The organism is Pseudomonas sp. URMO17WK12:I12 (assembly GCF_000514395.1).
Lineage (GTDB): Bacteria > Pseudomonadota > Gammaproteobacteria > Pseudomonadales > Pseudomonadaceae > Aquipseudomonas > Aquipseudomonas mucoides.
The window spans coordinates 136,939-161,743 of record NZ_AZVV01000016.1 but is presented as its reverse complement, the minus strand read 5'-3'; the positions used below and the strand labels follow the sequence as shown (position 1 = coordinate 161,743).

At 58.5% G+C, this 24,805-nt stretch carries 22 protein-coding genes; 14 read left to right on the top strand and 8 right to left on the bottom strand.

The window, feature by feature from the left end; translation table 11 throughout:
* Positions 1-9: 9 nt before the first annotated feature.
* Entirely contained in the window at positions 10-486 is a 477-nt protein-coding gene (locus D882_RS0122690) for a VOC family protein (protein ID WP_027925357.1), read from the bottom strand.
* Positions 487-661: 175 nt separating this feature from the next.
* Between D882_RS0122690 and D882_RS0122685 the strand changes: the two genes are divergently transcribed.
* Entirely contained in the window at positions 662-1,258 is a 597-nt protein-coding gene (locus D882_RS0122685) for a DUF4157 domain-containing protein (RefSeq protein ID WP_027925356.1), read from the top strand.
* Positions 1,259-1,378: 120 nt separating this feature from the next.
* Here the strand turns inward: D882_RS0122685 and D882_RS0122680 are convergent, their stop codons facing one another.
* Positions 1,379-2,494: a formylglycine-generating enzyme family protein gene (locus D882_RS0122680; RefSeq protein ID WP_027925355.1), complete on the bottom strand. Its 1,116-nt coding sequence runs from the start codon at positions 2,492-2,494 to the stop codon at positions 1,379-1,381.
* Between the two features lie 191 nt (positions 2,495-2,685).
* Here D882_RS0122680 and D882_RS01000000131355 point away from each other — a divergent pair, with 191 nt between their 5' ends.
* The gene (locus tag D882_RS01000000131355; protein ID WP_081744001.1) at positions 2,686-5,211 is read left to right on the top strand and encodes an arylsulfatase; all 2,526 of its coding nucleotides are present in this window, start codon (positions 2,686-2,688) and stop codon (positions 5,209-5,211) included.
* Between the two features lie 243 nt (positions 5,212-5,454).
* Complete coding sequence (locus D882_RS01000000131350; protein WP_032833640.1) at positions 5,455-5,889, top strand: DUF2721 domain-containing protein; 435 nt, start codon at positions 5,455-5,457, stop codon at positions 5,887-5,889.
* Positions 5,890-6,191: 302 nt separating this feature from the next.
* On the opposite strand, the gene D882_RS0122665 is transcribed toward D882_RS01000000131350, so the two are convergent.
* On the bottom strand, positions 6,192-6,764 hold the full coding sequence (locus D882_RS0122665; RefSeq protein ID WP_027925354.1) for a cytochrome b: 573 nt from the start codon (positions 6,762-6,764) through the stop codon (positions 6,192-6,194).
* A gap of 205 nt (positions 6,765-6,969) precedes the next feature.
* Between D882_RS0122665 and D882_RS0122660 the strand changes: the two genes are divergently transcribed.
* Genes D882_RS0122660 through D882_RS0122630 form a run of 7 tightly spaced genes read left to right on the top strand, consistent with a single transcriptional unit; the run spans position 6,970 to position 13,315 of the window.
* Entirely contained in the window at positions 6,970-7,647 is a 678-nt protein-coding gene (locus D882_RS0122660; protein ID WP_027925353.1) for a thermostable hemolysin, read from the top strand.
* Positions 7,637-9,118 carry an AMP-binding protein gene (locus tag D882_RS0122655; RefSeq protein ID WP_027925352.1) on the top strand — a complete coding sequence of 494 codons (1,482 nt, stop codon included), beginning with the start codon at positions 7,637-7,639 and terminating at the stop codon, positions 9,116-9,118. Before D882_RS0122660 ends, D882_RS0122655 begins: the two co-directional genes overlap by 11 nt.
* Positions 9,115-9,789 carry a TenA family transcriptional regulator gene (locus tag D882_RS0122650; protein ID WP_027925351.1) on the top strand — a complete coding sequence of 225 codons (675 nt, stop codon included), beginning with the start codon at positions 9,115-9,117 and terminating at the stop codon, positions 9,787-9,789. The genes D882_RS0122655 and D882_RS0122650 overlap by 4 nt, the downstream gene beginning before the upstream one ends.
* Complete coding sequence (locus D882_RS0122645) at positions 9,776-10,585, top strand: SDR family oxidoreductase (RefSeq protein ID WP_027925350.1); 810 nt, start codon at positions 9,776-9,778, stop codon at positions 10,583-10,585. The genes D882_RS0122650 and D882_RS0122645 overlap by 14 nt, the downstream gene beginning before the upstream one ends.
* The gene (locus D882_RS0122640; protein ID WP_027925349.1) at positions 10,582-11,226 is read left to right on the top strand and encodes a tetratricopeptide repeat protein; all 645 of its coding nucleotides are present in this window, start codon (positions 10,582-10,584) and stop codon (positions 11,224-11,226) included. The genes D882_RS0122645 and D882_RS0122640 overlap by 4 nt, the downstream gene beginning before the upstream one ends.
* A gap of 11 nt (positions 11,227-11,237) precedes the next feature.
* Complete coding sequence (locus D882_RS0122635) at positions 11,238-11,900, top strand: response regulator (protein ID WP_027925348.1); 663 nt, start codon at positions 11,238-11,240, stop codon at positions 11,898-11,900.
* The gene (locus tag D882_RS0122630) at positions 11,897-13,315 is read left to right on the top strand and encodes an ATP-binding protein (protein ID WP_027925347.1); all 1,419 of its coding nucleotides are present in this window, start codon (positions 11,897-11,899) and stop codon (positions 13,313-13,315) included. Before D882_RS0122635 ends, D882_RS0122630 begins: the two co-directional genes overlap by 4 nt.
* A gap of 205 nt (positions 13,316-13,520) precedes the next feature.
* Here the strand turns inward: D882_RS0122630 and D882_RS0122625 are convergent, their stop codons facing one another.
* Together D882_RS0122625 and D882_RS0122620 are read right to left on the bottom strand one after the other, a co-directional pair.
* Positions 13,521-14,492 carry a transporter substrate-binding domain-containing protein gene (locus tag D882_RS0122625; protein ID WP_256218463.1) on the bottom strand — a complete coding sequence of 324 codons (972 nt, stop codon included), beginning with the start codon at positions 14,490-14,492 and terminating at the stop codon, positions 13,521-13,523.
* Between the two features lie 412 nt (positions 14,493-14,904).
* Entirely contained in the window at positions 14,905-15,831 is a 927-nt protein-coding gene (locus D882_RS0122620; RefSeq protein WP_027925345.1) for a LysR family transcriptional regulator, read from the bottom strand.
* A gap of 153 nt (positions 15,832-15,984) precedes the next feature.
* Here D882_RS0122620 and D882_RS0122615 point away from each other — a divergent pair, with 153 nt between their 5' ends.
* A complete protein-coding gene (locus D882_RS0122615) occupies positions 15,985-17,190 on the top strand; it encodes an MFS transporter (protein WP_027925344.1) in 1,206 nt (401 codons plus the stop codon).
* 194 nt (positions 17,191-17,384) lie between these two features.
* A complete protein-coding gene (locus D882_RS0122610; protein ID WP_027925343.1) occupies positions 17,385-18,458 on the top strand; it encodes an FAD-binding oxidoreductase in 1,074 nt (357 codons plus the stop codon).
* Between the two features lie 79 nt (positions 18,459-18,537).
* On the opposite strand, the gene D882_RS0122605 is transcribed toward D882_RS0122610, so the two are convergent.
* Together D882_RS0122605 and D882_RS0122600 are read right to left on the bottom strand one after the other, a co-directional pair.
* Positions 18,538-19,395, bottom strand: a complete 858-nt coding sequence (locus D882_RS0122605) for a TauD/TfdA family dioxygenase (RefSeq protein WP_027925342.1) — start codon at positions 19,393-19,395, stop codon at positions 18,538-18,540.
* 286 nt (positions 19,396-19,681) lie between these two features.
* The gene (locus tag D882_RS0122600) at positions 19,682-20,713 is read right to left on the bottom strand and encodes an AraC family transcriptional regulator (protein WP_032833639.1); all 1,032 of its coding nucleotides are present in this window, start codon (positions 20,711-20,713) and stop codon (positions 19,682-19,684) included.
* 151 nt (positions 20,714-20,864) lie between these two features.
* On the opposite strand from D882_RS0122600, the gene D882_RS0122595 reads away from it, so the two are divergent.
* A complete protein-coding gene (locus D882_RS0122595) occupies positions 20,865-22,190 on the top strand; it encodes an MFS transporter (RefSeq protein WP_027925340.1) in 1,326 nt (441 codons plus the stop codon).
* Between the two features lie 97 nt (positions 22,191-22,287).
* Positions 22,288-23,298 carry a YeiH family protein gene (locus D882_RS0122585; RefSeq protein WP_027925339.1) on the top strand — a complete coding sequence of 337 codons (1,011 nt, stop codon included), beginning with the start codon at positions 22,288-22,290 and terminating at the stop codon, positions 23,296-23,298.
* A 158-nt stretch (positions 23,299-23,456) separates the two neighbouring features.
* Here D882_RS0122585 and D882_RS0122580 read toward each other — a convergent pair whose 3' ends face one another.
* On the bottom strand, positions 23,457-24,470 hold the full coding sequence (locus tag D882_RS0122580) for an AraC family transcriptional regulator (RefSeq protein WP_027925338.1): 1,014 nt from the start codon (positions 24,468-24,470) through the stop codon (positions 23,457-23,459).
* Between the last annotated feature and the right edge of the window lie 335 nt (positions 24,471-24,805).

The window sequence follows — 24,805 nt, the reverse complement described above, 5'->3', positions numbered from 1 at the left end:
GTACCGCGCTTACCGGACTGGGAGGACCTCGTCCTCGAACGCCGCCGCAACAAATGCCTCCAGCGCCTTCTCTTCCAGGATTTCGATAGAGAAGTGCCCGAAACGCTTGGGCAACCAGAGGATGCGTGCCCCGGATGGGGATTGCAGATTCGCGCGGGCCAATGGCTTGCCGTTTTCATCTTCCGGCTGAACACCGGCGGCTATCAATTCGTCAAAGGTCTTCTCGATGTCCGGTGTCGAGTAGCAATGGCGATAAATCATCCCCTCGCCCGAGGCGTCCAACAGTTCCTTCAGGTTCCCCGCCAACGGCTGTACCAACATGAAGCGCTCTTGACCGATCAGCGCAATCGCGTAGCGCACGTGCAGACCACCGCGTTCCCAAATGAGGGTTCTAGAGATCCTGGCTTGCAGTATGTTCGCGTAGTAAGCACAGGCTTCGTCGAGACTATTGACCAGTACATCGATGTGGCTGAACTTCAGTTCCATTGCATGCTCCTGCCGCCCCGGCGTCCTGTTGACCCTTGGATGAGACATGGAAAACAAGTCCCCCCCTTTTTTGGAATTATGCTGATGGGGTTGATTCGGGTCTAGGCTAAAGCGATCCGGGTCGTCGATCAATTTTGATCCACTGTTCGCGCCGCATCCGTCCCTGGAGCGCCCAATGCCGCCCATCACCAAGCGCCTGATGACGCTGCTTTTTCTTTACCTGCCCCTTGAAGTGCCCGCCCAGACCAGTCCCTGCCCTGCGGGTGAAAAACAAGTGTGCCTGGACAGCTGCATTTGCCTGCCAGACGTGGGGCAACTGCTCGGCCTGCCACCTGATGGCATCTACCAGATCGCCGCACCCGCCTTGGCGATGTGGCTGACTCAAGCCCGGGCTGAAGCAGCCACTGCCGATACTCAACCCATTCCACCGCACATTCGCGAGCAACTGTTGCGCTGGTATGACCCCGGCGTGCTCGATGCCGCGCGCTATAAAGTGAGCGATAACGGCCAATTCACCGCCGCCACGGCCATGCTGCAAAACCCCGATGTCGGTGCGGTGACGCTGATCGACGTCATCCTCTTTCGGGATGCTCAAACGGCAGAAGTGAACATTGCGCTCTGGGCTCATGAGCTGAAGCATGTCCAGCAGTTTCAGGAATGGGGAGTTGAGGGATTTGCCCAGCGGTATACGCAGGATTTCAATGCGGTGGAGGCGCCAGCGTATGCCGTGCAGGGTGAAGTCAGGCGGTGGGTGCGGGAAGGCAATGACTGAAGCGTTGCAAAGCTGGTTGTTGTCCAGGGGAGCTGTCGATACCAGAGAACCCTCAAGGGGTTGGGCGCCTTGGCCGAACATTTTTGACGGCACTACGCGACACCGGCGTGCGGATTGTATTCAGCGGATCTTTTTCCATTGATCATTGCTCATCGCCAAGCGAAATCCGAGATGTGACATGGCATTCATCGGATCCGCCCCCTGCCTGGCACTGGTTCGAAAGCTCGTGCAGTAGCTGTCGCTACAAAGAAAAGATCCACCTCGAATCACACGCTGAGGCGCGTTGGCCGTTGTCCCGAGTGCTGGGTCATAGCTGTCCGGCGGCCCCACCGGGTTAGACGAGACTCCGCCAGCTGACTGACGTTTGAGTTCAAGGTTAAAGGCATCAGTACGATACCAATCGGCGACCCACTGCCAAACGTTCCCGGACATGTCGTACAGCCCATACGCGTTAGGTTTGTAACTTCCTACCGGTTGGGTGCCAATCTTGAATGTATTGCTGGACCCGGTCACTGGAAACGGTTGTACCTCATCCCAGGTGTTGGCCATTTTTTGGCCGCCCGGCGTGAAATCATTCCCCCACGCATAGTCCGCTTGTTTCAGCCCCCCTCTTGCGGCGTATTCCCATTCCGCCTCGGTCAGCAGACGTTTATGTGCCCACTGCGCGTACGCCTCTGCGTCTTCATGTGAAACCTGAACGACCGGATGGGTTTCCTTGCCCTCGATGCTACTGCCCGGGCCTGACGGATGACGCCAGTTGGCCCCGGGAACAAATGCCCACCACTGGCTGAAATCATCCAGGGGGATTGGCCTGTCCGTGCCCACGAAAACCAATGCGCCAGGCACCATGACACTGTCGTCCGGCTCTGGAGTACCTGCGGGTAGCTGTACTTTCAGATCGTCCCATTCAGGCTTGCGTTCGGCAGTAGTGACGTAATGTGTTTCAGCAATGAAGCGGGCGAAATCGGCATTAGTGACATCATGACGGTCAATCCAGAAACCATCGAGCCGAACCTTGTGAGCCGGCCCCTCACTGGGCTTCGCCTTCTTGTTATCGCTCCCCATCAAGAACTCGCCGGCAGGAATCCAAACCATCTCCGGGGGGCCATTTTTTCCATCACCCAACGTCATGGGCGATGGATCACGAAGGTGCTGATACACCGCGAAAGCCAGGCCGACAGTCAGAAGTCCGACTGCAACAATGGCATTGCTCCAGCGTTTGTTCTTGAGCTGCATCGGCGCGTCCACGGGTTTGTCTGGCTGCGAGGATTGTGCGGTTGATCGCTGACCGAGCGCACCTGCAAAGACTGGTTCAATTGACAAATATCAATAAAGGCAACACCAACACAGGCCACTTTTAATCGCGCACATTCCCTGTCCGAGCGGCAACCCGTTTGCAGCGGTGTGTTCCCAAACAGGAGCCAATGATGATCCCTCCTTGTTCAACCTCGGTGCGGCGAACCGTCTCTCCCCTGCTGCTATGCCTTGCCCTCGGCGTGTACACCAACAACCCTCAGGCTGATCAACTCAATGGTCCGCCGGGCACGACCAGCACCACCCGAGTCATTTCCGGCGATCAGCTACCGGCGCCCGACATACCCTTCGGGGGCACGATCACGGACATTGCGCAAAGCTCCAAACCCTACTGGCCGGCGACCATCGTGCCGCCCAAGGGCGCGCCGAATGTGCTGCTGATCATCACCGATGACGCTGGCTACGGGGTATCCAGCACCTTTGGCGGGGTGATTCCAACGCCTGCCATGGATCGCATCGCGGCCAACGGCCTGCGCTACACCCAATTCAACTCCACCGCGCTGTGCTCACCGACCCGCGCGGCACTCATTACCGGACGTAACCACCACTCGGTCGGTTTCGGGACTGTTTCCGAAACGGCCACCGGTTATCCCGGCTATGACAGCATCATCGAAAAAAACACGTCGACGATCGGCCGCATTTTGCAAGATAACGGTTACCACACCTCCTGGTTCGGCAAGGATCACAACACCCCAGCCTTCCAGGCCAGCCAGGCCGGGCCCTTCGGTCAGTGGCCAACCGGTATGGGGTTTGAGTACTTCTATGGCTTTATCGGTGGCGACACCAATCAGTGGCAGCCCAACCTGTTCCGCAACACCACACAAATCTATCCATTCGAGGGCAAGCCTGGCTGGAACCTGACCACGGCAATGGCCGACGATGCGATCGACTACATGCAACGCATGAACGCCCTGACCCCGGACCGTCCATTCTTTGTCTACTACGCACCCGGCGGCACCCACGCGCCACATAACGCTACGCAGGAGTGGATCAAGAAGATCGGCGACATGCACCTCTTCGATGGCGGCTGGAACCAGCTGCGCGAGACCATCTTTGCCAACCAGAAAAAGCTCGGTGTGATTCCGCCGGACACCCGACTGACCCCTTGGCCCAACGATCTGTTGCCCGACTGGAACAGCCTGAGCGCCGACCAGAAGAAGTTGTATATCCGCCAGGTTGAGGTGTTCGCCGCTTACGAGGCCTATACCGACCATGAGATCGGCCGCGTGATCCAGTCCATCGAGGACATGGGCAAACTGGACAACACCCTGATCATCTATATCACCGGCGACAACGGCACCAGTGCTGAAGGGCAGATGTTCGGAACACCTAATGAAGTCGCCATGTTCAACGGCGTGCAAATACCGGTCGAGTTGCAACTGAAGAAATACTACGACGCCTGGGGCAGCGACCAGACCTACAACCACATGGCTGCTGGCTGGGCCTGGGCCTTTGATGTGCCCTTTACATGGGTCAAGCAGATCGCATCGCACCTGGGCGGCGTGCGCCAGGGCATGGCCATTTCCTGGCCCTCGCGAATCACCGACAAGGGCGGCATCCGTACCCAGTTCCACCACGTCATCGACATTGTGCCGACCATCCTGGAGGCCACCGGCGTCAGTGCGCCGAACACGGTCAATGGCATTGCCCAGAAGCCCATTGAAGGCAACAGCCTGCTTTACACCTTCGACAAGACAAACGCCCAGGCCCCCTCTGCCCACAAGACTCAATACTTCGAAATGCTCGGCGACCACGCGCTCTACCACGACGGCTGGATGGCCAGTACCAAAGTGGTGCGGGCCCCTTGGAATATGACCGCCAAAGCCTCCGACCCCATGCAGATGCAATGGGAGTTGTACAACCTGAACGAGGACTACTCACAGTCCACCGATCTGGCGTTGCAGAACCCGGAGAAGCTCAAACAGCTGCAGGCCATGTTCATGGATGAAGCGCGCAAGTATCAGGTACTGCCGCTCGACACTTCAGTACTGCCGCGGATGATAGCCCCAAGGCCGAGCATTACGGCCGGACGCAACGTGTTCACCTGGGAACATCCTCTGAAGGGCACACCCAATGGCGATGCGCCGAGCGTGCTGAATACGTCCTACACCTACACAGCCGAGGTGGAAGTTGGCGATAACGGTGCCGAAGGCATGTTGATCACCCAGGGCGGACGTTTCGCTGGCTACGGCTTCTACCTTCTGAAGAGCAAACCGGTGTTCCTGTGGAACCTGATCGATCTGGAGCGGGTACGCTGGGCTGGTGCCGACGCGCTCACACCGGGCAAACATGTGCTGGAATTCGACTTCAAGTACGACGGTCTCGGCGCTGCAACGCTGGCGTTCAACAGTTTTTCGGGCGTCGGTCTCGGCGGAATGGGCACGCTCAAGGTGGACGGCAAAGTCGTCGACCAACACAAAATGGAGCACAGCCTTCCCTTCACCCTGGCCTGGGATGAAAGTCTGGATATCGGATCTGACACCCTCACCGGGGTCAACGACGCTGACTATCTGCCGCCGTTCACGTTCACCGGCAAGCTGAACAAACTGACGCTGAAGATTGACCGCCCCGAGTTGACCCAAGCCGATATCGAGAAGTTGAAGCAGGCCCAGCAAGCCATCGAAAGCGGCAAAGAGTAACGCATGAATTCAAAATACGCGGCGATACAGGTTGCACGCGCGCCGACGAACCAAGGAGTAAATTGACCCGGCGACGGTTGCAATTAAACCGTCGCTATCCAACCGCCGGCCAACCTCCGCGAAACGGGATGCCAAAGCTGTGTTTGTTGCGGCGATGCGATCTGGAGGAGGCAGTGAGTTCCAAGTGGCGCCTTATTCCAGCCTGGAAAATGGCAGATACTCGGCCTATAGGGGGGCTCTCAATTGAACGAGTTCATTCCTGACGCTGTACGGTTGTCCCACATCTTTTCACAAGCAACAGCCCCTACGTTTTTCTTGGGTGCAATAGCGGCGTTCGTTTCGTTAATGTCTTCGAGGTTATCAGTTGTCATCGACCGTACACGGGTACTCAATGCGATCCCCGAAGACGACCTGAGCCGTGCGCACCTCAGGGTTGACCTGGAGCGATTGCGGCGGAGGGCTGACTTATTGAGCGCCGGTATCCTGTCTTCTTTACGCGGCGGACTGTGCGCCACCCTGCTGCTCGCTATTATCTTTTTAACCGAGTTCATCGGCTTCAAGTACGCCTATGGTGCCGGTCTACTTTTCGTCGTTGCCACGTACTTCCTCGGTGTAGGTCTTTTTCGATTCGCCCAGGAAGCTAAAATCAGTGTTAGTTCGGCAGATGAACACCTGTGACCGATTCAAATTGCAAATACCCAGTCCGGAGTCCCGAGACACAGAGCGATGGTGTAACGCTATCGCCGTGCTCATCGTCAGCGGAACAGAGGCAAATGACGCACTGCCTCATTCGAACGAAATCCCTGTAGGCGTGAGCCTGCTCGCGATGGCGATGTGTCACTCAGCATCGGTGCTGGATGGGCGGCCGTCTTCGCGAGCAGGCTCACGCCTACAGGGGGTTGTGTTTTGCCTGAGGGGTATTCAGGGGACTTCAATAGTCCGTGTATTGTCTTTTTGCCTGGCCCGCACCAAATTCAAGATCATCGCTGGCGCTGATTGACCGCATTGCCGGATCGGCCCGGCAGCATACGGGTCAGGGTGTTGTCGCGGACCCAATAGTGATGAAACAGCCCCGCCGCCGCGTGCAAACCGATCAGCCAGTAACCGGCGCTGCCGAGCAGTTCGTGCCAATGCTTGAACTGCCGGGCCAGATCAGGATCAACCGCCACCAATGACGGCAGGTAGAACCCGAAATAGGGCATCGGCTTGCCGCCGGCCGAGAGCATCAGCCAGGCCAGCAGCGGGGTGGCGATCATCAATCCGTACAACGCCAGATGCATCAGGTGCGAAATGCCGGTCTGCCACAGGGGCAATGCCGGGGTGATGGGCGGACGAGGCGTGAGTCGCCCCAGCAGCCTCACCCAGACCAATATGAAAATGCTCAACCCGAACAGCCCATGAAGCCCCAGAAACAGGCCCTTCAACGCATGCCCGCGGGGGAGCATGCCTTTGAGCTCGATACTGGTGTAGACGCCGACAAACAAGCCCAGCATCAGCCAGTGCATGATCATCGACAGTTTTCCATAGCGAGGTGCTGCTGAGTCGCGGGTCATAAGGGGCCTCGTAAAGTTGTTGCCGGCTGGCGAGTCATTCGCCTTACCTGGGTCCGATGTGTCACCGAACTGACTGGCCGCACATTGCCCGCCAAGTCTTAAGGCAGTCTGAAGACCGCTGCCCTCCTCCTTTTTTCCACCTTCAGACTCTCTTAAGTATTGCCTTCAATACTCTTCCTCAATTGAACCGTGGAGGCGTCTTCCCATGCCCGATTTTGAGTGGAACATCGCGCTCCCCCTGCGTTTCGGCCAATCCGAAACCGAACAGATGAGTTTGCACAGAGCGCTGCCGGACGAGCCCCGGCGCCCCCTCTTTGAAGACTTTATCCAGCAACGCTTTCGCAAGGCCCACGGTGCCGACATCCGTCATTTCATGCCCGAACTGTTCGGCATGAGCAACGCGGCGGGCGAACTGTGTGCGGTGGCCGGGATTCGTCTCGCGAGTCTTGGGCAGTTGTTTCTGGAGCGTTATCTGGACGAATCGATCGACCCGCTGATCAGCGCGGCCGCCGATCGCCCCGTGGACCGTGCCGGCATCGTCGAAGTCGGCAACCTGGCCGCCAGTGACACCGGCAGCGCACGGATGAGCATCATCGCCATCACCTACCTTCTGGCCATGGGTGGCCTGGAGTGGGTGGCGTTCACCGGCAATGTCGGCCTGGTCAACAGCTTTCATCGCCTGGGCTTGAAACCCGTGACGCTGTGCGCCGCCGATCCCGAGCGGCTGGGTGATGAGCGCCACCACTGGGGCAGTTATTACGAAAGCAAGCCCTGGGTACACGTGGGCAACATTCGCGCCGGCTTCATCCATTTGCACAACAGCGGGATGTTCAGTCGCCTGGGGTTGCCAACGTCCAATGAGGAGTCCAGCCATGTCGCCTGAAACCGAACGGTTCAAACAGACCCTGCGCAACCATGCCGAACGCACACCCAGCGCGATTGCGTTGTGGGGCGATCAGGTGAAGGTGGACTACGCCACGCTGTACGCCGAAGTGCTGACTCGCCAGCAGCGTCTGCGCGATGAACACGTCAGGGTGCTTGCGCTGGCCCTGGACAATGGCGTTGAAGCGATGCTCTGGGACCTGGCCGCGTTGTTCGAAGGCCTGACCTGCCTGACGTTGCCACCGTTTTTCAGCCCGGCCCAGCGCCGCCACTGCCTGGAACAGAGTCACGCCGAACGGGTGATTGCCGAGCCGCAGCTGGACGCCGAACTGCAGGAGGCCGGCTACGAGAAAGCCGACGGGTTCTGGTGCCGGACCTTCATGGACGCGAATCGCCTGCCCGAGGGGACCGCCAAACTGACCTTCACCTCCGGCACCACGGGTACGCCCAAAGGCGTGTGCCTGAGCGCGGAGAGTATTTTGACGGTCGCTCGCGAACTGGATCAGGCCAGCAAACCCACCGATCCGCAGCATCACCTGGCGCTGTTGCCCTTGGCGATCCTGCTGGAAAACCTCGGTTGTTATGCCGCGTTGTATGCCGGCGCGACCTTGAGCGTGCCCAGCCAGAAATCCCTCGGCATCCAAGGGGCCAGCGGAGTGGACGTGCCACAGCTGCTCGGTTGCCTGGCCGCCCGCGCCCCCGAGAGCCTGATCCTGGTGCCGCAGCTGTTACTAATGTTGGTCAGTGCCGCCGAGCAGAAAGCCTTCAACCCCGGCACGCTGCGTTTTGCCGCAGTGGGTGGCGCACGGGTGTCCGAGGAATTGCTGCACCGTGCTCGACGTATCGGCCTGCCGGTTTACGAAGGCTACGGACTGTCGGAGTGCGCCTCGGTGGTGTGCCTTAATCGGCCCGGCGCGCGCCGTCCCGGCAGCGTGGGCCAGCCCCTGCCCCATGTAGAGATTCGCTTGGCTCAGGACGGCGAAGTGCTGGTCAAGGGTTCGACCTTGCTGGGCTATCTGGGCGAAGCACCGCCCACCGATGATTGGTGGCCGACCGGTGATCTCGGCGAATTTGACCCCGAAGGTTTTCTCTACCTCAACGGGCGCAAGAAACATCAATTCGTCACCAGTTTCGGGCGCAACGTGAACCCGGAGTGGGTCGAGTCCGAATTGACCCAGCGCCGCCACATCGCCCAGGCCTTCGTCTACGGCGAAGCCCTGCCCTACAACCATGCGCTGCTCTGGCCCTCGCGTCCTGAATGCACCGACGACGAACTCGCCGCCACCGTCGCCCAGGCCAACGAAGCCTTGCCCGATTACGCCCAGGTCCACCACTGGACCCGACTGGATCAACCCTTCACCCCCGCCAATGGCCTGCTTACCGCCAATGGCCGACTGCGCCGTGACGCCATCGTCGAGCGTTACCGGGCGCAACTGTCTGAATCTGTCTTCTCCGAGGAATCCGCATCATGAGTTTTTTCGACAGGCTGCAAGAAGCCACGCAACAAGAACGCCATGCGCTGTTCAATCTGCCGATCATTATCGACGCCCTGGAGGGCAAGGTCAGCCTGGAAAGTTACCGCGCGTTTCTGGCGCAAGCCTATTACCACGTACGCCACACCGTGCCCTTGATGATGGCCTGCGGCGCGCGTCTGCCGTTGCGTCTGGAATGGCTGCGCAAAGCCGTTTGCGAATACATCGAGGATGAATACGGCCACGAACAATGGATCCTCAATGACATCGAGGCCTGCGGCGGCGACAAGGTTGCGGTGCGCGACGGTCATCCGAGCCTGCCCATCGAGTTGATGGTCAGTTTTCTCTACGACCTGATTGCCCGGGACAACCCGGTCGGCCTGTTCGGGATGGTCAACGTGCTGGAAGGCACCAGCATCGCCCTGGCCACTCACGCCGCCGGCAGTATTCGCGAGCGGCTGGACTTGCCGGAAAGTGCCTTCAGCTACCTCAGCTCCCATGGCTCCCTGGACATCGAGCACATGCAGACTTATCGCCGCCTGATGAACACCCTCGATGATCCGGCCGACCAGGCTGCGGTCATTCACGCGTCCAAAGTGGTGTACACGCTGTACACCGACATGTTCCGTGGCTTGCCACGCGACGGGGAGACATTGCATGCGCCTGTCTGAAGCTCGTGTGGTACTCACCGGTGCCAGCGGTGGCATCGGCCTGGCGATCGCAACCGCCCTGTGCGCCAGCGGTGCCCGAGTGCTGGCGGTCGCGCGGCAAGAGGCACCGTTGGCGCCGTTGCTGGCGCGCTATCCGCAGCAGCTGTGCTGGATCGGCGCGGACCTGACCGTCCTCACCGATCGGCGCAAGGTGTTGGCTGCTGCCCAAGCCATTGGCGGGATCAACCTGTTGATCAACGCCGCCGGAATCAATCACTTCGCCATGCTCGAACAACTCGAGGACAGCGAAATCCACTCAATGATGGCGGTCAACATCAGCGCGCCGATCTGCCTGACCAAACTCTTGCTGCCGCTGCTCAAGGAAGCCGAAAGCGCGATGGTGGTGAACGTCGGCTCAACCTACGGTTCCATCGGCTACCCCGGCTATGCCAGCTATTGCGCCACCAAGTTTGCCCTGCGCGGGTTTTCCGAAGCCTTGCGCCGGGAACTGGCGGACACCCGCGTCAACGTGTTGTATGTCGCCCCGCGCGCCACCCGCACCCGGATGAACAGCCCGGCGGCCCAAGCCTTGAATGATGCACTCAAAGCCAACGTCGATGATCCGCAAACGGTCGCGGCTGCCGTGATCCATGCCATCGCCGGTGATCACCGCGATTTGTACCTGGGCTGGCCGGAACGCTTTTTCGTGCGCCTGAACAGTCTGCTGCCCCATCTGGTGGACAAGGGCTTGCGCAAGCAATTGCCGCTGATCCGTCGTCTGAGCGAAAAACCTGACAACGAGCACTTGAAACCATGAAAAAAGTCATCGCTTGCCTGATACTCGGCGCCTTGAGCCAAAGTGCCTGGGCCCTCGACCCCGCCGACCAGCAACGCCTCAAAGGCATCCAGCAAAGCTGGGCGCACATTCAATACGAAGTGCCCGAAGCGCAACGCACTGCAGCGTTTGAACAACTGGCGGCCCAGGCGTCGGCGTTCACCCAGCAACGCCAATCGGTGGCAGAAGCCTGGATCTGGTCCGGCATCGTCAACAGCAGTTGGGCCGGTGCCCAGGGCGGCCTCGGCGCGCTGAGCAAGGTCAAGGCGGCAAAAGCCGATCTGGAAAAAGCCCTGACCCTGGACCCGAAAGCCCTGCAAGGCTCGGCTTATACAAGTCTGGGTGCGCTGTATGACCGCGTGCCGGGCTGGCCCATCGGTTTTGGTGATTCGGACAAGGCCGAACAGTTGCTCAAACAGGCCTTGCAACTCAACCCGGACGGCATCGATAGTCTGTACTTCTGGGGCGATCACCTCTACCGTCAAAAGCGCTACAACGAAGCCAAAAGCGCGCTGCAGAAAGCGTTGCAGGCAGCGCCAAGACCCGGACGGGAAACCGCCGACGCGGGGCGACGCAAAGAGATTGAAGCGTTGCTGGTGGACGTGAACAAGAAACTCGACTGACAGGAGTTCGTGTGCGCTTATTACTGATCGAGGACGACGTTGCCCTCGGCGAGGGCATCCATCAGGCCTTGGGCCGCGAGGGTTACACCGTCGATTGGCTACAGGATGGTGCCAGCGCCTTGCACGCGCTATTGAGCGAAACGTTTGACCTGGCCGTGCTCGACCTCGGTCTGCCGCGCATGGACGGGCTTGAGGTATTACGGCGCTTGCGTGACAGCGGTTCCAACCTGCCGGTGCTGATCCTCACCGCGCGCGACGCGACCGAAGACCGCATTGCCGGGCTGGATGCCGGGGCCGACGATTACCTGATCAAGCCCTTTGACCTGGCAGAACTCAAGGCGCGCTTGCGGGCCCTGCTGCGCCGCAGTGTCGGGCGCGCGCAAATGCTGATCGAGCACGCCGGCATCAGCCTGAACCCTGGCACCCAGCAAGTCAGTTATCACGGCGAACCGGTAGCACTGACGCCCAAGGAATATCAGCTGCTGCACGAATTGCTCTCGCCGCCAGGCCGGGTCATGACCCGCGATCACCTGATGCAGTTGTTGTATGGCTGGAGCGAGGAAGCCGAAAGCAACACCCTGGAAGTGCATATCCACCACTTGCGCAAAAAATTCTCCACCGACCTGATCCGCACCATTCGCGGTGTCGGTTATCTGGTGGAGGAGCGTCGATGACGTCGATTCGACGCCGCAGCCTCACGCTCATCATTGGCCTGATGCTGGTCGGCGTCGCGGTGATCAGCCTGTTCAATCTGCACGACAGCAATCATGAAATCGCCGAAGTCTATGATGCCCAACTGGCTCAAAACGCCCGGCTGTTGCAAGGCGTGATGCGCATGCCCTTGGCCAACAAGGAACACGCCGACCTGTATCAGGCCTTCAATAAAGCCTTGGGCGAAGCAGACCCCAGGGTCGACGGCCATCCTTATGAAACCAAACTGGCGTTTCAGGTCTGGAATCGTCACGGCGAAGTGCTGGTACATACGGCCAGCGCGCCCTCTTTCAGCACACCGCCAGCAACACCCGGTTTCAGTGATGTGGTCGACCTGAACAATCGCCATTGGCGCGCGTTCCTGCTGGATGACAAACAGAACGAGCTGAAAATCTGGGTCGGCGAACGGGACGACGTGCGCGCGGACCTGGTGGATCGGATCATGCGCCATACCTTGTGGCCCAATGTGCTGGGCAGCTTGATTCTGGCGGTGCTGATCTGGATCGCTATCGGCTGGGGCCTCAAGCCGCTGGAAAACATGGCGGCGACGTTGCGGGCACGGCACAGCGGCTCGCTGGAACCGTTGCAACTGACCCCGCTGCCCAGTGAACTGGAGCCGATGCAAGCAGCGCTCAATCGCATGCTGGCGCAGATTCAGGAAGTGCTGGCCCGCGAACACCGCTTCATCGCCGATGCCGCCCACGAAATGCGCACGCCTTTGGCGGTGCTGCGGGTCCATGCGCAAAATCTGCTGGAGGCTGGCACCGAAGAAGAGCGCCGTGACTCGCTGGAGTTTCTGATCGCCGGCGTCGACCGCACCAGCCGCCTGGTCAATCAATTGCTGACCATGGCTCGCCTGGAACCCAAAGCCATGGCGCCGCTGCAGCACGGGATCGACCTGGCCGAAATTGTGCGCGGCAGCCTGGCTCAGCTTACGCCCTGGATACTGAGTAAAAATCTTGAGCTGGCCTTCGACGTCCAGGACCGCCCCTTCAAAGTGGTGGCCGACGCTGCCGCCATCGACATCGCACTGAACAACCTGATCAGCAACGCGGTAAATTTCTCCCCTGATAAAGGCGTGATCACCGTGCAGTTAGGTCAGGCCGATGGCTTCTATTTGCTGAGTGTCGAGGATCAGGGCCCTGGCATTGATGAAGCGGACCGCGAGCGGTTGTTCGAACGGTTTTACAGTCGCGGCAATGTCCAGGGCGCGGGACTGGGGCTGACCATCGTCAACACCATCGCGACCCGGCTGGGCGGACACATCACGCTGGTCAACCGACCGGAAGGCGGGTTACGTGCGACGCTGGCTATTCCGGATAGCTCGCCACGCACGTCTTTACCGCACATGACACGGGAGTTGCCTCCCACCGTTTAAGTAAAGTCCCGCGAGTATGAGATTACGCAACCGATCGGCTTTGTACTCAATTAGGTGAATAGAGCCCACTCTAATCTGAGTTTGCGGCTGGAACCGCTCTCAACGAGCCTTAGTGCCAACCCAATGCGATGTGGAGCCGGCAGCTGCTCGCAATGACCGAGTCAAATCGGACTTCTGTGTCATTTGCTCAGGTACTCGTCAAGCTTTACAGCGCTGGTTTGTCACTGCGGGCCTTGAGATTGGCTTTGAGCTGTTCGCTCATCGGCATATTCAGATTCATTCCTTTTGGAGGAATCGGTGATTGAAACCACTTGGTGTACAGCCTTGCGAATTCGCCCGACTCCATGAGGCGGGTGATGGTGCCATCGACCAATTGCTTGAATTCAGGATCATCTTTGCGAAGCATGCAGCCGTAGGGTTCGACTTGCAGCGCATCACCCACGACTTCGTACGAATCGGGATTTTTGGAGTTCGCCATGAGGCCAAACAGCAGAATATCGTCCATGGCAAACGCCACGGCACGATCATTTTCAACCAGCGCCAAGGAGTCGTCATAGTCTTTGCCCAAGACGACCTGTATGTCTAGATTGTTGTCGGCACTGTATTGGCGGAGAACCTTCTCGTTCGTGCTGCCGACGGTGCTGGCGACCGTCTTCTTTGCGAGATCGGCGTAGTTCTTTATGCCGGAGGTCTTCTTGGTCAATAGACGCGTGCCGGTGTAGAAATGACTAATTGCAAAAGCCACGTCCTTGCCACGCGCAGCGTTGTTGGTGGTGGATCCGCACTCCAGATCGTATGTGCCATTAACCAGCAACGGAATGCGGGTTTGCGAAGACACAGGAATGTAAGCCACTTCCAAGTTCGGCCTCTTGAGCTTCCTGCGCACATCATCAACGATGGCATCCGTTAAATCGACTGAGAAACCCACCGCTTCGGTAGGACCGATCAAGTAGCTGAAAGGTATCGATGCCTCCCGGTAAGACACGGTGATTTTATTACTGTCGGCAATTTTTTCGAGTGTCTGCGAGTTGGCGGGAGATGCAAGGGCAGACAAGCCTGCGGCGAGGATTGTCGTTGCTACGAAATATGAGGTTTTCATCGGACACCCTTTAAAGTATGAAAAAGGCAAAAACATCTCAAAAACACACTGAAAACCGTAAAGGACGTAAGCACCCATTTCCGCCGTGTCTACGAAACGTTATTGCAAACACTACGCCCAGGTACGGTAGATACGTTGAGCCAGATCAGAAAACCGAGTCATGTGCGAAGTCGCGCGAACTCCATCGCGACGTTCAGGCGCAGAACAGGTAGTTTTTATTTTATTAATACCGCTCGGATTGCCGGCGCGTCAGCTTCAGACGTCACGCTGCCGATTGGAGTATTGGGGTTGGAAACGAGGGAAGATGTTTCGCTGACACTTAGGCGCATCTGAAGCCTGGGGCTTAACGTATCGATCAATATGGCGCGCCGGGCGAAAAGCCGCGTAGCGCCGGGTTAGGCCAGACCTTGAATGTCTGCTCCCCAAGCTGGCCACTTCAGCTTTGGTCGAAAGAGGTTGTTAGTGGATGGCTGCTTTCGGCCAGAAGCGGTCATTGGGTTTTGCTAGCAGACGGCACCAAACCAGCGGTAAGTGCCTCCAATAATGCACTGACCTTGGGAAGCGCCTGACGGCTCTTTACCCAAATCAGATTGATCGCCTGGCCATCGGTTGCCAACTGGGGAAGCACTTCAACCAATGTCCCCTCTTCAAGCTGACGTTTGATCAACCATGACGGTAACTGTGCTATCCCGCATCCCGCCGATACCGCGATTACCAAACCTTCGCCATCTCCCACAACGAACTTTGCGCCTATAGCCCTGCGTTCAATTTCGCCCGGATGCTTTCCTGAAAAACTCCAAGGGTTAACCGTTCCATCCGCCCAGCCGTAAGCGATGCACTGATGATGTTCCAGGTCGCGATCAGTCAAGGGCGTGCCGTGCTTACTCAAATATGCGGGAGACGCACAGAAGATATGCCACTCACTGCCCAGATAGCGGTGCCCCAATGTGGCGGGCCAAACGTCCGAACCACCTATGCGTACGACGATATCGGCACCTTTCTCGATAGGATCGATGAAACGGTCGGAAAACGAAATGTGCGGCAGCAGCAGTGCATGTTCCTGGGCAAACCGCAGAATGACCGGAAGTGCCTGCAGGCGGCCGAATGCACCTGGAAGGTCAATGCGAATCCTGCCGCGAGGTTCAGTGTTTTCGGCAAGTAGGGACAGCTCAGCCTCTTCGAGCTCAGCCAGCACGCCTCTACATGTGCGATAGAACGCAATCCCCGCATCCGTCAGTGACAAGCTTCGAGTTGTTCGATGGAATAACCGAGTCCCAAGCCTGCTCTCCAATCGAGCGATTCCTTTGCTGACTGCCGAAGCCGTCAGACTCATCCGCTCGGCAGCGCCTTTAAAGCTGCCGGAGTCGGCAACGCAGACAAATACATCAATGCCCTTTAAACGTTCGGAGGAAAACATGGACGCCCCGCATTCATGAACTGAGTTCTTTCGATCTGGTAAAAAACATCATAAATCAGAACACAATTCCCCAGTAAGCTTGATCCGCGCATCCATAACCCGATGCGACTGCCGAACACCATGAAAAACAACCTGCTGAACGATGAGGCAAGGATGCTGGCCACGCTAAAAAACTATCCGACAACAATAAATTTGCTGCTTTCGGCATCCCTTATATTGACCCTGGCGCGAGCAATTACACTGCCCTATCTGGTCATTTACCTTTCCGGCAGTTTCAGCTTAAGCGTCGCCGATATCGGCCTGGTTATAGGCAGCACACTGATCATTGGGTCGTTATTGAGTCTTTACGGTGGTTTTCTGGTCGACAAGATGTCCAGTTACCGGCTGATCTTGGCCTTCAGTGGCGTGTTCACGCTGGGGTTTCTCGGGACGTTTCTGGCTCGCGAACTTTGGCTGTTCTACAGCTGTCTGGTACTGATCAACCTGGCTTATGCGGTCATTGATATCGCGATTAAATCAGGATTTGGCAGCCTGCTTCCCGTCACTGATCGCAGCGAAGTTTTCTCGATCAAATATACGCTGACCAACATTGGGTATGCCGTCGGCCCGTTTCTTGGCGCTGGCATGGCCAAACTGGATATCAGCTTGCCATTCCTGTTATCCGCCGGGCTGGGAGCAGGATTTTTCTTCATCTATTTCGTTTGGGGCAATAGAGACCTGAACGCCACCGATTCGGCTCAGATACCAGTACCGTTTCTGGCCGTGGGAAAATTGTTACTCCAGGATTATCGGTTGGTGTGTTTCACCATTGGTGGGCTGCTAAGTGCGGTGGTCTTTGGCCAGTTCACCGCTTACCTCTCGCAGTATCTGGTGGTCACTACGACACCAGAATCCACCTATCAGATCATCAGTATCGTTGTGGCGACCAACGCGCTGATGGTGATCAGTTTGCAATACTCCATAGGCAGGAAGATCTCTCACAGGCATCTGAATCTGTGGCTGGTCGCGGGACTGAGTATGTTCATGATGGGGTTGGCGGGTTTTGCCCTGTCGACCTCTATCCTGCCCTGGGTCATTTCGATAGCCATTTTTACGGTCGGCGAGATCATCGTATTCCCCGCCGAGTACATGTTCATCGACAAAATCGCTCCGGACAACCTGCGCGGCATGTATTACGGAGCACAAAACCTGTCCAACCTCGGCGCGGCGCTGGGGCCAGTGCTTTGCGGAATCGTATTGGCGACTCAGCCTCCCCACTACATCTTCTACATGCTTGCGCTCTTCATTGTTGCAGGTGGAATGTTTTACTTCCTAGGAGCTTCCAATTTGAGCGCTACAACGGATATGAATCCTGATTGAAGGGCAGCAATGAGAAAGACGATGAGGAATCAAAAATCACCTTAAAAATGTCCGCTTTTGGTTCGATTTTGATCTGTCGCGACAGGCAGAAATCGGCCAGAAGCAGACACTCAAAAAGCTGAACGATCAGGTTCTCATGTCATGAAATCATCCAGCTGTCGTACCATCGGCACATCGACAGAACGGAGGTTGATATGGGAAATGGTCAGGACAAACGAGTCGTTGTCATTGGTGCAGGCATCGTTGGCGCGTCATTGGCGTATCACTTGGCAGGTAAAGGCGCGAATGTCACTTTGGTAGAAGCTGAAGATATAGCTTCGGGAGTGACTGGCAGCTCATTCGCTTGGCTCAATGCCTCACACCCCGAACCTGACCCAATTGCGCAACTGCGCGGTTCTGCCATCAAGGAGTACCGCCGACTCGAAACGCAGCTGCCAGGTCTGGAGATAAGATGGACAGGTGCCTTGTCTTACAGCGTGATGGCGATTGGAGCGCTGCCGATCTCAGGTCACCAAGCTTCGGCAAACCTGGTGTCTCGATCGCAGATTCTCGACCTGGAACCAAATCTCAAGAACCCTCCCCAGTCTGCTCTGTATGCAGCTGAAGAAGGAGCGCTGGACGCAGTGGCAGCTACGCATGCGTTGATCGCAGGTGCCCAGGCGTATGGGGCGAAGATTCTCACTCAGACGCGAGTGCTCGGTTTTGTAACCCAGAGTGCAACGGTGACCGGAGTCGAAACAACAATAGGCATCCTCGATGCCGATATTGTCGTACTGGCAGCCGGGACAGGCATCACGAAACTGACAGACATGCTTGGAGTGTCCCTGCCAATAGAGGCCTCGCCTGCCATTTTCATTCGTTACAAGTCACAACCCAACCTCGTGCACACCCTCATCTCCAGCCCTGAAATGGAAGTGAGGCAAAGTTCGGATGATGCGTTGCTGGCGGCAGAAGATTACCTGGACGACGCCATGGAAAATCAGCCGGCTGCGATAGCGCTTCGAACTGCCAAGACAATCCAGAACGAACTCCATGGTGTTGTTTCCATAGATCCGGAACGGGCTTGTGTCGGACTCAGGCCCATGCCTGCCGATGGCATCCCCATCATCGGTTATCTACCCAAAGTGGGTGGCGTCTACGTTTGTGCAATGCACCCTGGAATTACTTTGGCTGCGACAGTGGGACGTCTGGCCAGCGAGGAGATCATCGATGACAAGGCGTCCAGTGCCCTTTGTCCATGCCGGCCCGATCGATTTTTGCAAGCGTAGGGGGGATCCTCTTGTGAGGCAGAAATCGACCCAAAGGAGACGCCCAGCAGCGTCTCTGGGGTTTGAACCGGTTGACTGATCAGTAGGGTGTGTCACCGATAATAGCCGCGCGCTCCATCTTGCGATGGCAAGGCGGATAGTCCATCACGGCATAGTGTTGGGTGCAGCGGTTATCCCAAATCGCCACGCTGTTTTTCTTCCAACGCCAGCGCACCTGATACTCAGGATTGTAGGCCTGGCTGATCAGGTACTTGAGCAGGTCGACGCCGGCCTGGTTGTAATCCTGGCCGAAACGGACACGGCCATCGCGGTGGTAATTGACGAAGTGTGTGGCGTAGGCATTGACGAACAGCACCTTCTCGCCGGTTTCCGGGTGGGTGCGCACGACCGGATGCTCAGAATCCGGGTACTGCGCCTTCATCGCCAGGCGCTTTTCCCTGGGCATGGCGGCGGCGAAGGAGGCGTTGAAGCTATGGCTGGCGATCAGGTTGCCAATTTCCTGTTTCACGTCCGCCGGCAGCTTGTCATAGGCCAGCACCATGTTGGCCCACATGGTGTCGCCGCCGACCGGAGGGCATTCGATGCAACGCAGCACCGCGCCCATCGGCGGCGATTCACGCCAGGTGGCATCGCAGTGCCAGGCATTTTCATAGCGGTCCGCCGGGTTCTCGGGGGTCTTGTAGATTTGCACGAGGCCGGGCGCTTCGGGATGGCTGGGCAGCATCGGGTGGGTTTCGAGCTGCCCCATGCGCAGGGAAAAAGCCTCGTGATCGCGACGGGAAAGTTTGTCCAGATCCTGGTCACGCAGGAACAGCACCTTGTGTTTGAGCAGTGCGGCGTAAATTTCGTTGAACATGTCGTCATCGCGCACTGCGTCGCCCAGGTTCACATCGAGCAGTTCCGCGCCGATGGCGCAGGTCAGTTGTTCGACTCGCATTGCGTCTCCATTTAATTGGTCTATGGCCGGGCCGTGGGCGTGACAGGTGAAAGCCATGCCTTGAGTGACGGCGGCGCTTGTTATTGTTGATCCAGTTTTTTGGCTGCGGCGGTGTGGGACAGGTGAATCCGCGGGAGGCTGCGGCAGGAGCCGACAGCGATGCCGCGCGCCTATCCTAATTGGCAGGCACGGGCAATCCTGTGCATTTCAGGACATTTTATTAGCGTATTGGGACAAGGTCGTCCGCTCGCAGGCGCGCTCCCTTGGGACCGCCCGTTCCACTTACTCAGGTGAGTGACCCGGGTGTCACCTGGCTCTCTCGGTAGGCTGTGACCCAACTCGATGGCGTCTGGCCAAACTGGCCACGGAACCAGCGGGAAAAGTCACCGGCAGAGGAAAAACCAAGCAGCTCGGCGACCTCATATAACCGGCGCTTGCTGTTGGCCAGGTACTCTTCGGCGAGATCGGCACGCACGGCATTGATGATGGTGGTGACGCTTTGCCCTTCCTCCGCGAGGTGCCGGTTCAGCGTGCGTCGATGCACGCCGAGATGCTGGGCAACGCCATCGACGGAACACAGCCCGCCCGGCAACAACATCTTGACCACCTGGCGCACCTGCTGCGTCGGCTCGTCGCGCAGGTTGGCCAACAGCAGGTCCAGGGATCGCTTCACTTCGCGATGCAGCGTCGGGTCTGCCGCGGGAATGGCCGCGTCGAGATCGCGGGCGCGGCAAACGATGGCATTGAACTCCTGGGAAAACTCGATCGCCGTGCCCAGCACGCGGTGATGGACTTCCAGGCTGGTGGGTCGCTCGTGGGTAAAGCTGACCCTGACTGGCCGGAAAGTCTGGCCGCTGAGATTGTTCAAGGTGCGCACGATAATCCCCGTCGCCTGTTCGATCGCCTGGCGCCAGACGCCATGATGACCCTGCATGTTCACACCCATATGCAACAGGACCAGGTCCCCGACATCTTCAAGCCGCAGCTCCACGCCGGCGTTATGCAACCGGGCGTAACGCGCGCAGGACAGCAAGGCTGCGCGCAGTGTCGGCTCTTCGCGAATGAGCAGCGCGAGCATGCCGAAGTTGGACAGTTGCCTCGATTGCGCCAGCAACAGCCCGAACGCCTCATGGCCAGACAGGCGCGCCGACTCTTCCAGCAGCCAGCCGACCGAATCGCTGCTGATCATGATGTTCGGATCGGCCAGGGTACTGGCTGGCAGCTTGGCTAGACGCAGCATGCGAAACGGGTCCAGCCCTACGGAGCGGGCCACTTGCTCATAGTGGGTCAGGCTGGCACTGCGGGTCAGGGTGTACATGCTGGGCTGTCCCAATTTCACAAGAGTGTGTCCTGCGAAGCTTAGTGCAGGACGCCCCGCCAGAGCTACCTTCAGGTCACTGAAAATAGTGGAGGCAGCGCCGTATAGGCCATCCGCTGGATAACAACAATAAAACCCATGAGGAGGCTACATGGCCTTTCACCCAATCGCCGACGATGATGACGCTGGTTGCGTCAACGTTGCGCGTAGATATGCCTGGATTGTCTTTGCACTGACCTTCGGCATGTTGATTTCCGATTACATGTCGCGCCAGGTGCTCAATGCGGTGTTCCCGCTGCTCAAGAGCGAGTGGGCACTGAGTGACGGCCAGCTCGGCCTGCTCAGTGGCATTGTCGCCCTGATGGTCGGCCTGCTGACGTTCCCGCTGTCGCTGATGGCCGACCGCTTCGGCCGGGTCAAGAGCCTGGCGCTGATGGCGATGCTGTGGAGCGTGGCCACTTTGGGCTGCGCCTTGGCGCAGGACTACCCGCAGATGTTCATCGCCCGGTTCATGGTCGGCGTCGGCGAAGCCGCCTACGGCAGCGTGGGCATCGCGGTGGTGATTTCGGTATTCCCAAAACACATGCGAGCCACCCTGGCCAGCGCGTTCATGGCCGGCGGCTTGTTCGGCGCTGTGCTGGGCATGGCCCTGGGCGGCGCGATCGCCGCCAAGCTGGGCTGGCGCTGGTCATTTGCCGGCATGGCGTTGTTCGGCCTGTGCCTGGCGGTGCTGTACCCGATCATCGTCAAGGAAGCACGCATTGCGCCGCAACGTGCGGCGCAGGCCCTGAACCAGGGGACGCAGGACCTGCGCCCGTTGCGCACCCTGTGGTCCAGCCGTTCGGTAGTAGCGACCTATGTCGGCAGTGGTTTGCAGTTGTTTGTCGGCGGCACGGTGATGGTGTGGATTCCCAGCTACCTGAACCGCTACTACGACATGCCGACGGACAAGGCAGGCGGGCTGGCTGCCCTCATTGTGCTGTGCAGCGGTGTGGGGATGATTCTGTGCGGCATGCTTAGCGACCGGCTGTGTCGCAACTTACCGGAGCGCAAAGTCAGCCTGGCCATTGCCTTCTGCCTGGGCAGTTGCCTGCTCTTGTCGGCGGCGTTCGCGCTGCAGGCGGGGCCCGTGCAATTGCTGTTGATCTGCCTGGGCATGCTGATTGCCACCGGGACCACCGGCCCTAGCGGGGCGATGGTCGCCAACCTGACCCATTACTCGGTGCACGGCACCGCATTTGCCACGCTGACCCTGGCCAATAATCTGCTGGGCCTGGCCCCGGGGCCATTCATTACCGGCCGGGTTTCCGACCTGATCGGCCTGCATGCCGCGTTTCAACTGGTGCCACTGGTCAGCCTCGCGGCCGCGGCGGTGTTCTTTTACGCCAAGTGTCACTACCACAAAGATATTGCCCGTTTAACGGGTGACAGCGTCGCAGCACCTGTCAGTGGCGGCGCGTTAGAGGTGAAGTTGTGAGTCGATTTTCAAGTGTTGATGTGTTTTTCGATCGCCCCTGGAACCTGATCGGCAAGCGCAAGCTGGAGCAGATGCTGATTGGTGAGGAATCCATACCATGAGCGCCATTGCTCTCAACCAAGCCCATACCCGCGTGCGCGAATTGGCACCGGGTTTTACCGTCAGCCTGATCGTGGCGGCTGCCGCTTCGTTTTTGTCTGAGCACTATGGTGCGCCGGTCATGCTGTTCGCCTTGTTGCTGGGCATGGCGCTGAACTTTCTGGCGGACGAAGGCTCGTGCAAGGCCGGTGTCGAGTTCACCGCGCGTATGGTGCTGCGCATCGGCGTGTCGCTACTGGGCATGCGTATCACCCTGGAACAAATGGCGGCGTTGGGCTGGAAGCCGATGGCGCTGGTGGTGATCCTGGTGGTGGTGACCATCGGCGTCTCGGTGATCGCTGCCAGGCTGCTCGGCTTTTCCCGATTGTTCGGCATGCTCACCGGTGGCGCCACCGCCATCTGCGGTGCATCGGCAGCCTTGGCCCTGGCCGCAGCGTTGCCTAACCATCCGCAGAAAGAGCGTGCGACCCTGTTCACGGTGATCGGCGTGTCGGCGTTGTCGACCCTGGCAATGATCGTCTATCCAATGATTGCTTACGGGTTATCACTGTCGCCGCAAATTGCCGGGGTGTTCCTCGGCGCGACTATCCACGATGTCGCTCAGGTCGTGGGCGCCGGTTACGGCATGTCGACCGAGACCGGCGATACCGCCACTGTGGTCAAGCTGATACGCGTCGCCATGCTGCTGCCGGTCATCGTCGCTGCGGCCATGGTTACCCGCATGCAAGGTGCCGACCCGACAGGCAAACGCCCACCGCTGCTGCCATGGTTCGCCGTGGGATTTCTGATGCTGGCCTGCATCAACAGCACCGGCTGGATCGCGCCGGCGGTGCAAGGCGGGGTCAATGAGTTCTCGCGCTGGTGCCTGGTGATTTCCATCAGTGCCCTGGGCATGAAAACCCGGCTCAAGGAACTGGCGGCGGTCGGGATCAAGCCGATCCTGCTGATGGTCGGGGAAACTGTGTTTCTCGTGGTGCTGGTGCTTCTGTTACTGCACTGGGGTTCCTGAAAACAGGCTTCACACAGGTTTATGGCAGGGCTTCACTGAGCTGGCTCCTCATTACAGTGAGGCTCACCACCGGTGTGACAAGCACCGGTTTTCGCGGCGACTGTACCAGCAGTCGCCGTTTTTTTGTGTGCGTTGAAAGGCGGGAACAGCGCTCCCTGTCAGGGAGCGACCGCTTGTTTCTGCGCGCGACGCCACGCCGCTGGCGGCATGCCGAACTGGTTGATGAACCAGCGCGTGAAGGAACTGGCCATGGAGAAGCCGAACATGTCGGCGATGCTGCTCATCGAGTGATTCGGGTTTTCCAGATAACGCAGCGCCAGGTCACGGCGCACCTCGTTGATCAGGTCGTTGAAGGCACAGCCGTCGTCCTGCAGACGGCGTTGAAAGGTGCGCACGTTCATGCCCTGTGACAGCGCGATCTGTTCGATCGTGGCGCGCCCCATGGGCAACAACAGGTAGATGGCCTTGCGCACTTCGAACAACAACGACGTGTTTACATCGCTTTGCAGCGAGTCGATGTAGTGTCTGGCATAACTTGCCATGGCCGGGTCGGCATTGGCGTTGACCATGTCCAGACTGGCATCGGAGCAGACGATGCCGTTGAAATCGCTGCCAAACTCCAGGTTGCAGCCGAACAGGCGTCGATGCAGATGCAGGTTCTCTGGCGGCTGGTGCATGAAGTTAACGCTGTACGGGCGCCACTGCACGCCGAGCAGTGTCGAGCACATGCCGAACAGCACGCCGATGACCAGTTCCGAGGCCTGGCGACTGGGCAGCAACGATTCGGTGACCATCTCGGCACGAATGATCACCATCCGGCCGGCTTCTTCAACGAAGATCCCCAGGGAGTCATTCATCAGATGACGATAGTGCTCCATTACCTGAAAGGCCTCACGCAGGGTGCGTTGCTGGCTGAGCAGCAGGCTGACCGCGCCGAAGTCTGAAAGCTGGCGCGACTCGGCCATGCGCAGGCCGAGGGTCTGGCAACCACTGGCGACGGCAGAATCTTCCAGCAGGCGCATGGCGGAATCGATGGGTATACGGTTTTCCGGGACTCGCAGTTGAGCCTTGCTCAGCCCGACGACGGTCATGATGTCGCACGGGTTGAATCCGAGGTCCTGGGTGACTTCCAGGTATTTGGTCAAGACGGCGGCGCGAACAAGCTTGGGCATGTGCAGGATCTCCCTCGGCCGATGGCGGCGTTGCTTTTTTCATCGAAGGTGTTTTGCGCGTGAAGAGGACGCTTGTGGCGGAACTACTGGCGCCAGCGATCTTCAACCCTGGTCTGGCGTGATGCAGAGCAGGTAGCGCGGATCCATTTTAGGGAGCATGGGCCCGGTGCCATGGGCATGGCGGGATAATTTCTTAGCATATTGGGACACAGGCGAAGAGCCGGGAACGATGGCGTAAGGCGCCGCGCTTTAGGTGTTGACGATGTCCCAATTTCACAAGATTGTGTCCCGGGAAGCTCAGTGCAGGGCACCCACATGGCGCTACCTTCAGGCCC

Bases quoted from the DNA above. Each gene is read 5' to 3' on its own strand.
- D882_RS0122685 (WP_027925356.1), top strand. From the start codon at position 662: ATGCCGCCCATCACCAAGCGCCTGATGACGCTGCTTTTTCTTTACCTG.
- D882_RS0122640 (WP_027925349.1), top strand. From the start codon at position 10,582: ATGAAAAAAGTCATCGCTTGCCTGATACTCGGCGCCTTGAGCCAAAGT.
- D882_RS0122610 (WP_027925343.1), top strand. From the start codon at position 17,385: ATGGGAAATGGTCAGGACAAACGAGTCGTTGTCATTGGTGCAGGCATC.
- D882_RS0122690 (WP_027925357.1), bottom strand. From the start codon at position 486: ATGGAACTGAAGTTCAGCCACATCGATGTACTGGTCAATAGTCTCGAC.
- D882_RS0122600 (WP_032833639.1), bottom strand. From the start codon at position 20,713: ATGTACACCCTGACCCGCAGTGCCAGCCTGACCCACTATGAGCAAGTG.
- D882_RS0122595 (WP_027925340.1), top strand. From the start codon at position 20,865: ATGGCCTTTCACCCAATCGCCGACGATGATGACGCTGGTTGCGTCAAC.
- D882_RS0122615 (WP_027925344.1), top strand. From the start codon at position 15,985: ATGCTGGCCACGCTAAAAAACTATCCGACAACAATAAATTTGCTGCTT.
- D882_RS0122655 (WP_027925352.1), top strand. From the start codon at position 7,637: ATGTCGCCTGAAACCGAACGGTTCAAACAGACCCTGCGCAACCATGCC.
- D882_RS0122650 (WP_027925351.1), top strand. From the start codon at position 9,115: ATGAGTTTTTTCGACAGGCTGCAAGAAGCCACGCAACAAGAACGCCAT.
- D882_RS0122680 (WP_027925355.1), bottom strand. From the start codon at position 2,494: ATGCAGCTCAAGAACAAACGCTGGAGCAATGCCATTGTTGCAGTCGGA.
- D882_RS0122585 (WP_027925339.1), top strand. From the start codon at position 22,288: ATGAGCGCCATTGCTCTCAACCAAGCCCATACCCGCGTGCGCGAATTG.
- D882_RS0122660 (WP_027925353.1), top strand. From the start codon at position 6,970: ATGCCCGATTTTGAGTGGAACATCGCGCTCCCCCTGCGTTTCGGCCAA.
- D882_RS0122625 (WP_256218463.1), bottom strand. From the start codon at position 14,492: ATGGGTGCTTACGTCCTTTACGGTTTTCAGTGTGTTTTTGAGATGTTT.
- D882_RS0122620 (WP_027925345.1), bottom strand. From the start codon at position 15,831: ATGTTTTCCTCCGAACGTTTAAAGGGCATTGATGTATTTGTCTGCGTT.
- D882_RS0122580 (WP_027925338.1), bottom strand. From the start codon at position 24,470: ATGCCCAAGCTTGTTCGCGCCGCCGTCTTGACCAAATACCTGGAAGTC.
- D882_RS0122605 (WP_027925342.1), bottom strand. From the start codon at position 19,395: ATGCGAGTCGAACAACTGACCTGCGCCATCGGCGCGGAACTGCTCGAT.
- D882_RS0122630 (WP_027925347.1), top strand. From the start codon at position 11,897: ATGACGTCGATTCGACGCCGCAGCCTCACGCTCATCATTGGCCTGATG.
- D882_RS0122645 (WP_027925350.1), top strand. From the start codon at position 9,776: ATGCGCCTGTCTGAAGCTCGTGTGGTACTCACCGGTGCCAGCGGTGGC.
- D882_RS0122665 (WP_027925354.1), bottom strand. From the start codon at position 6,764: ATGACCCGCGACTCAGCAGCACCTCGCTATGGAAAACTGTCGATGATC.
- D882_RS01000000131355 (WP_081744001.1), top strand. From the start codon at position 2,686: ATGATCCCTCCTTGTTCAACCTCGGTGCGGCGAACCGTCTCTCCCCTG.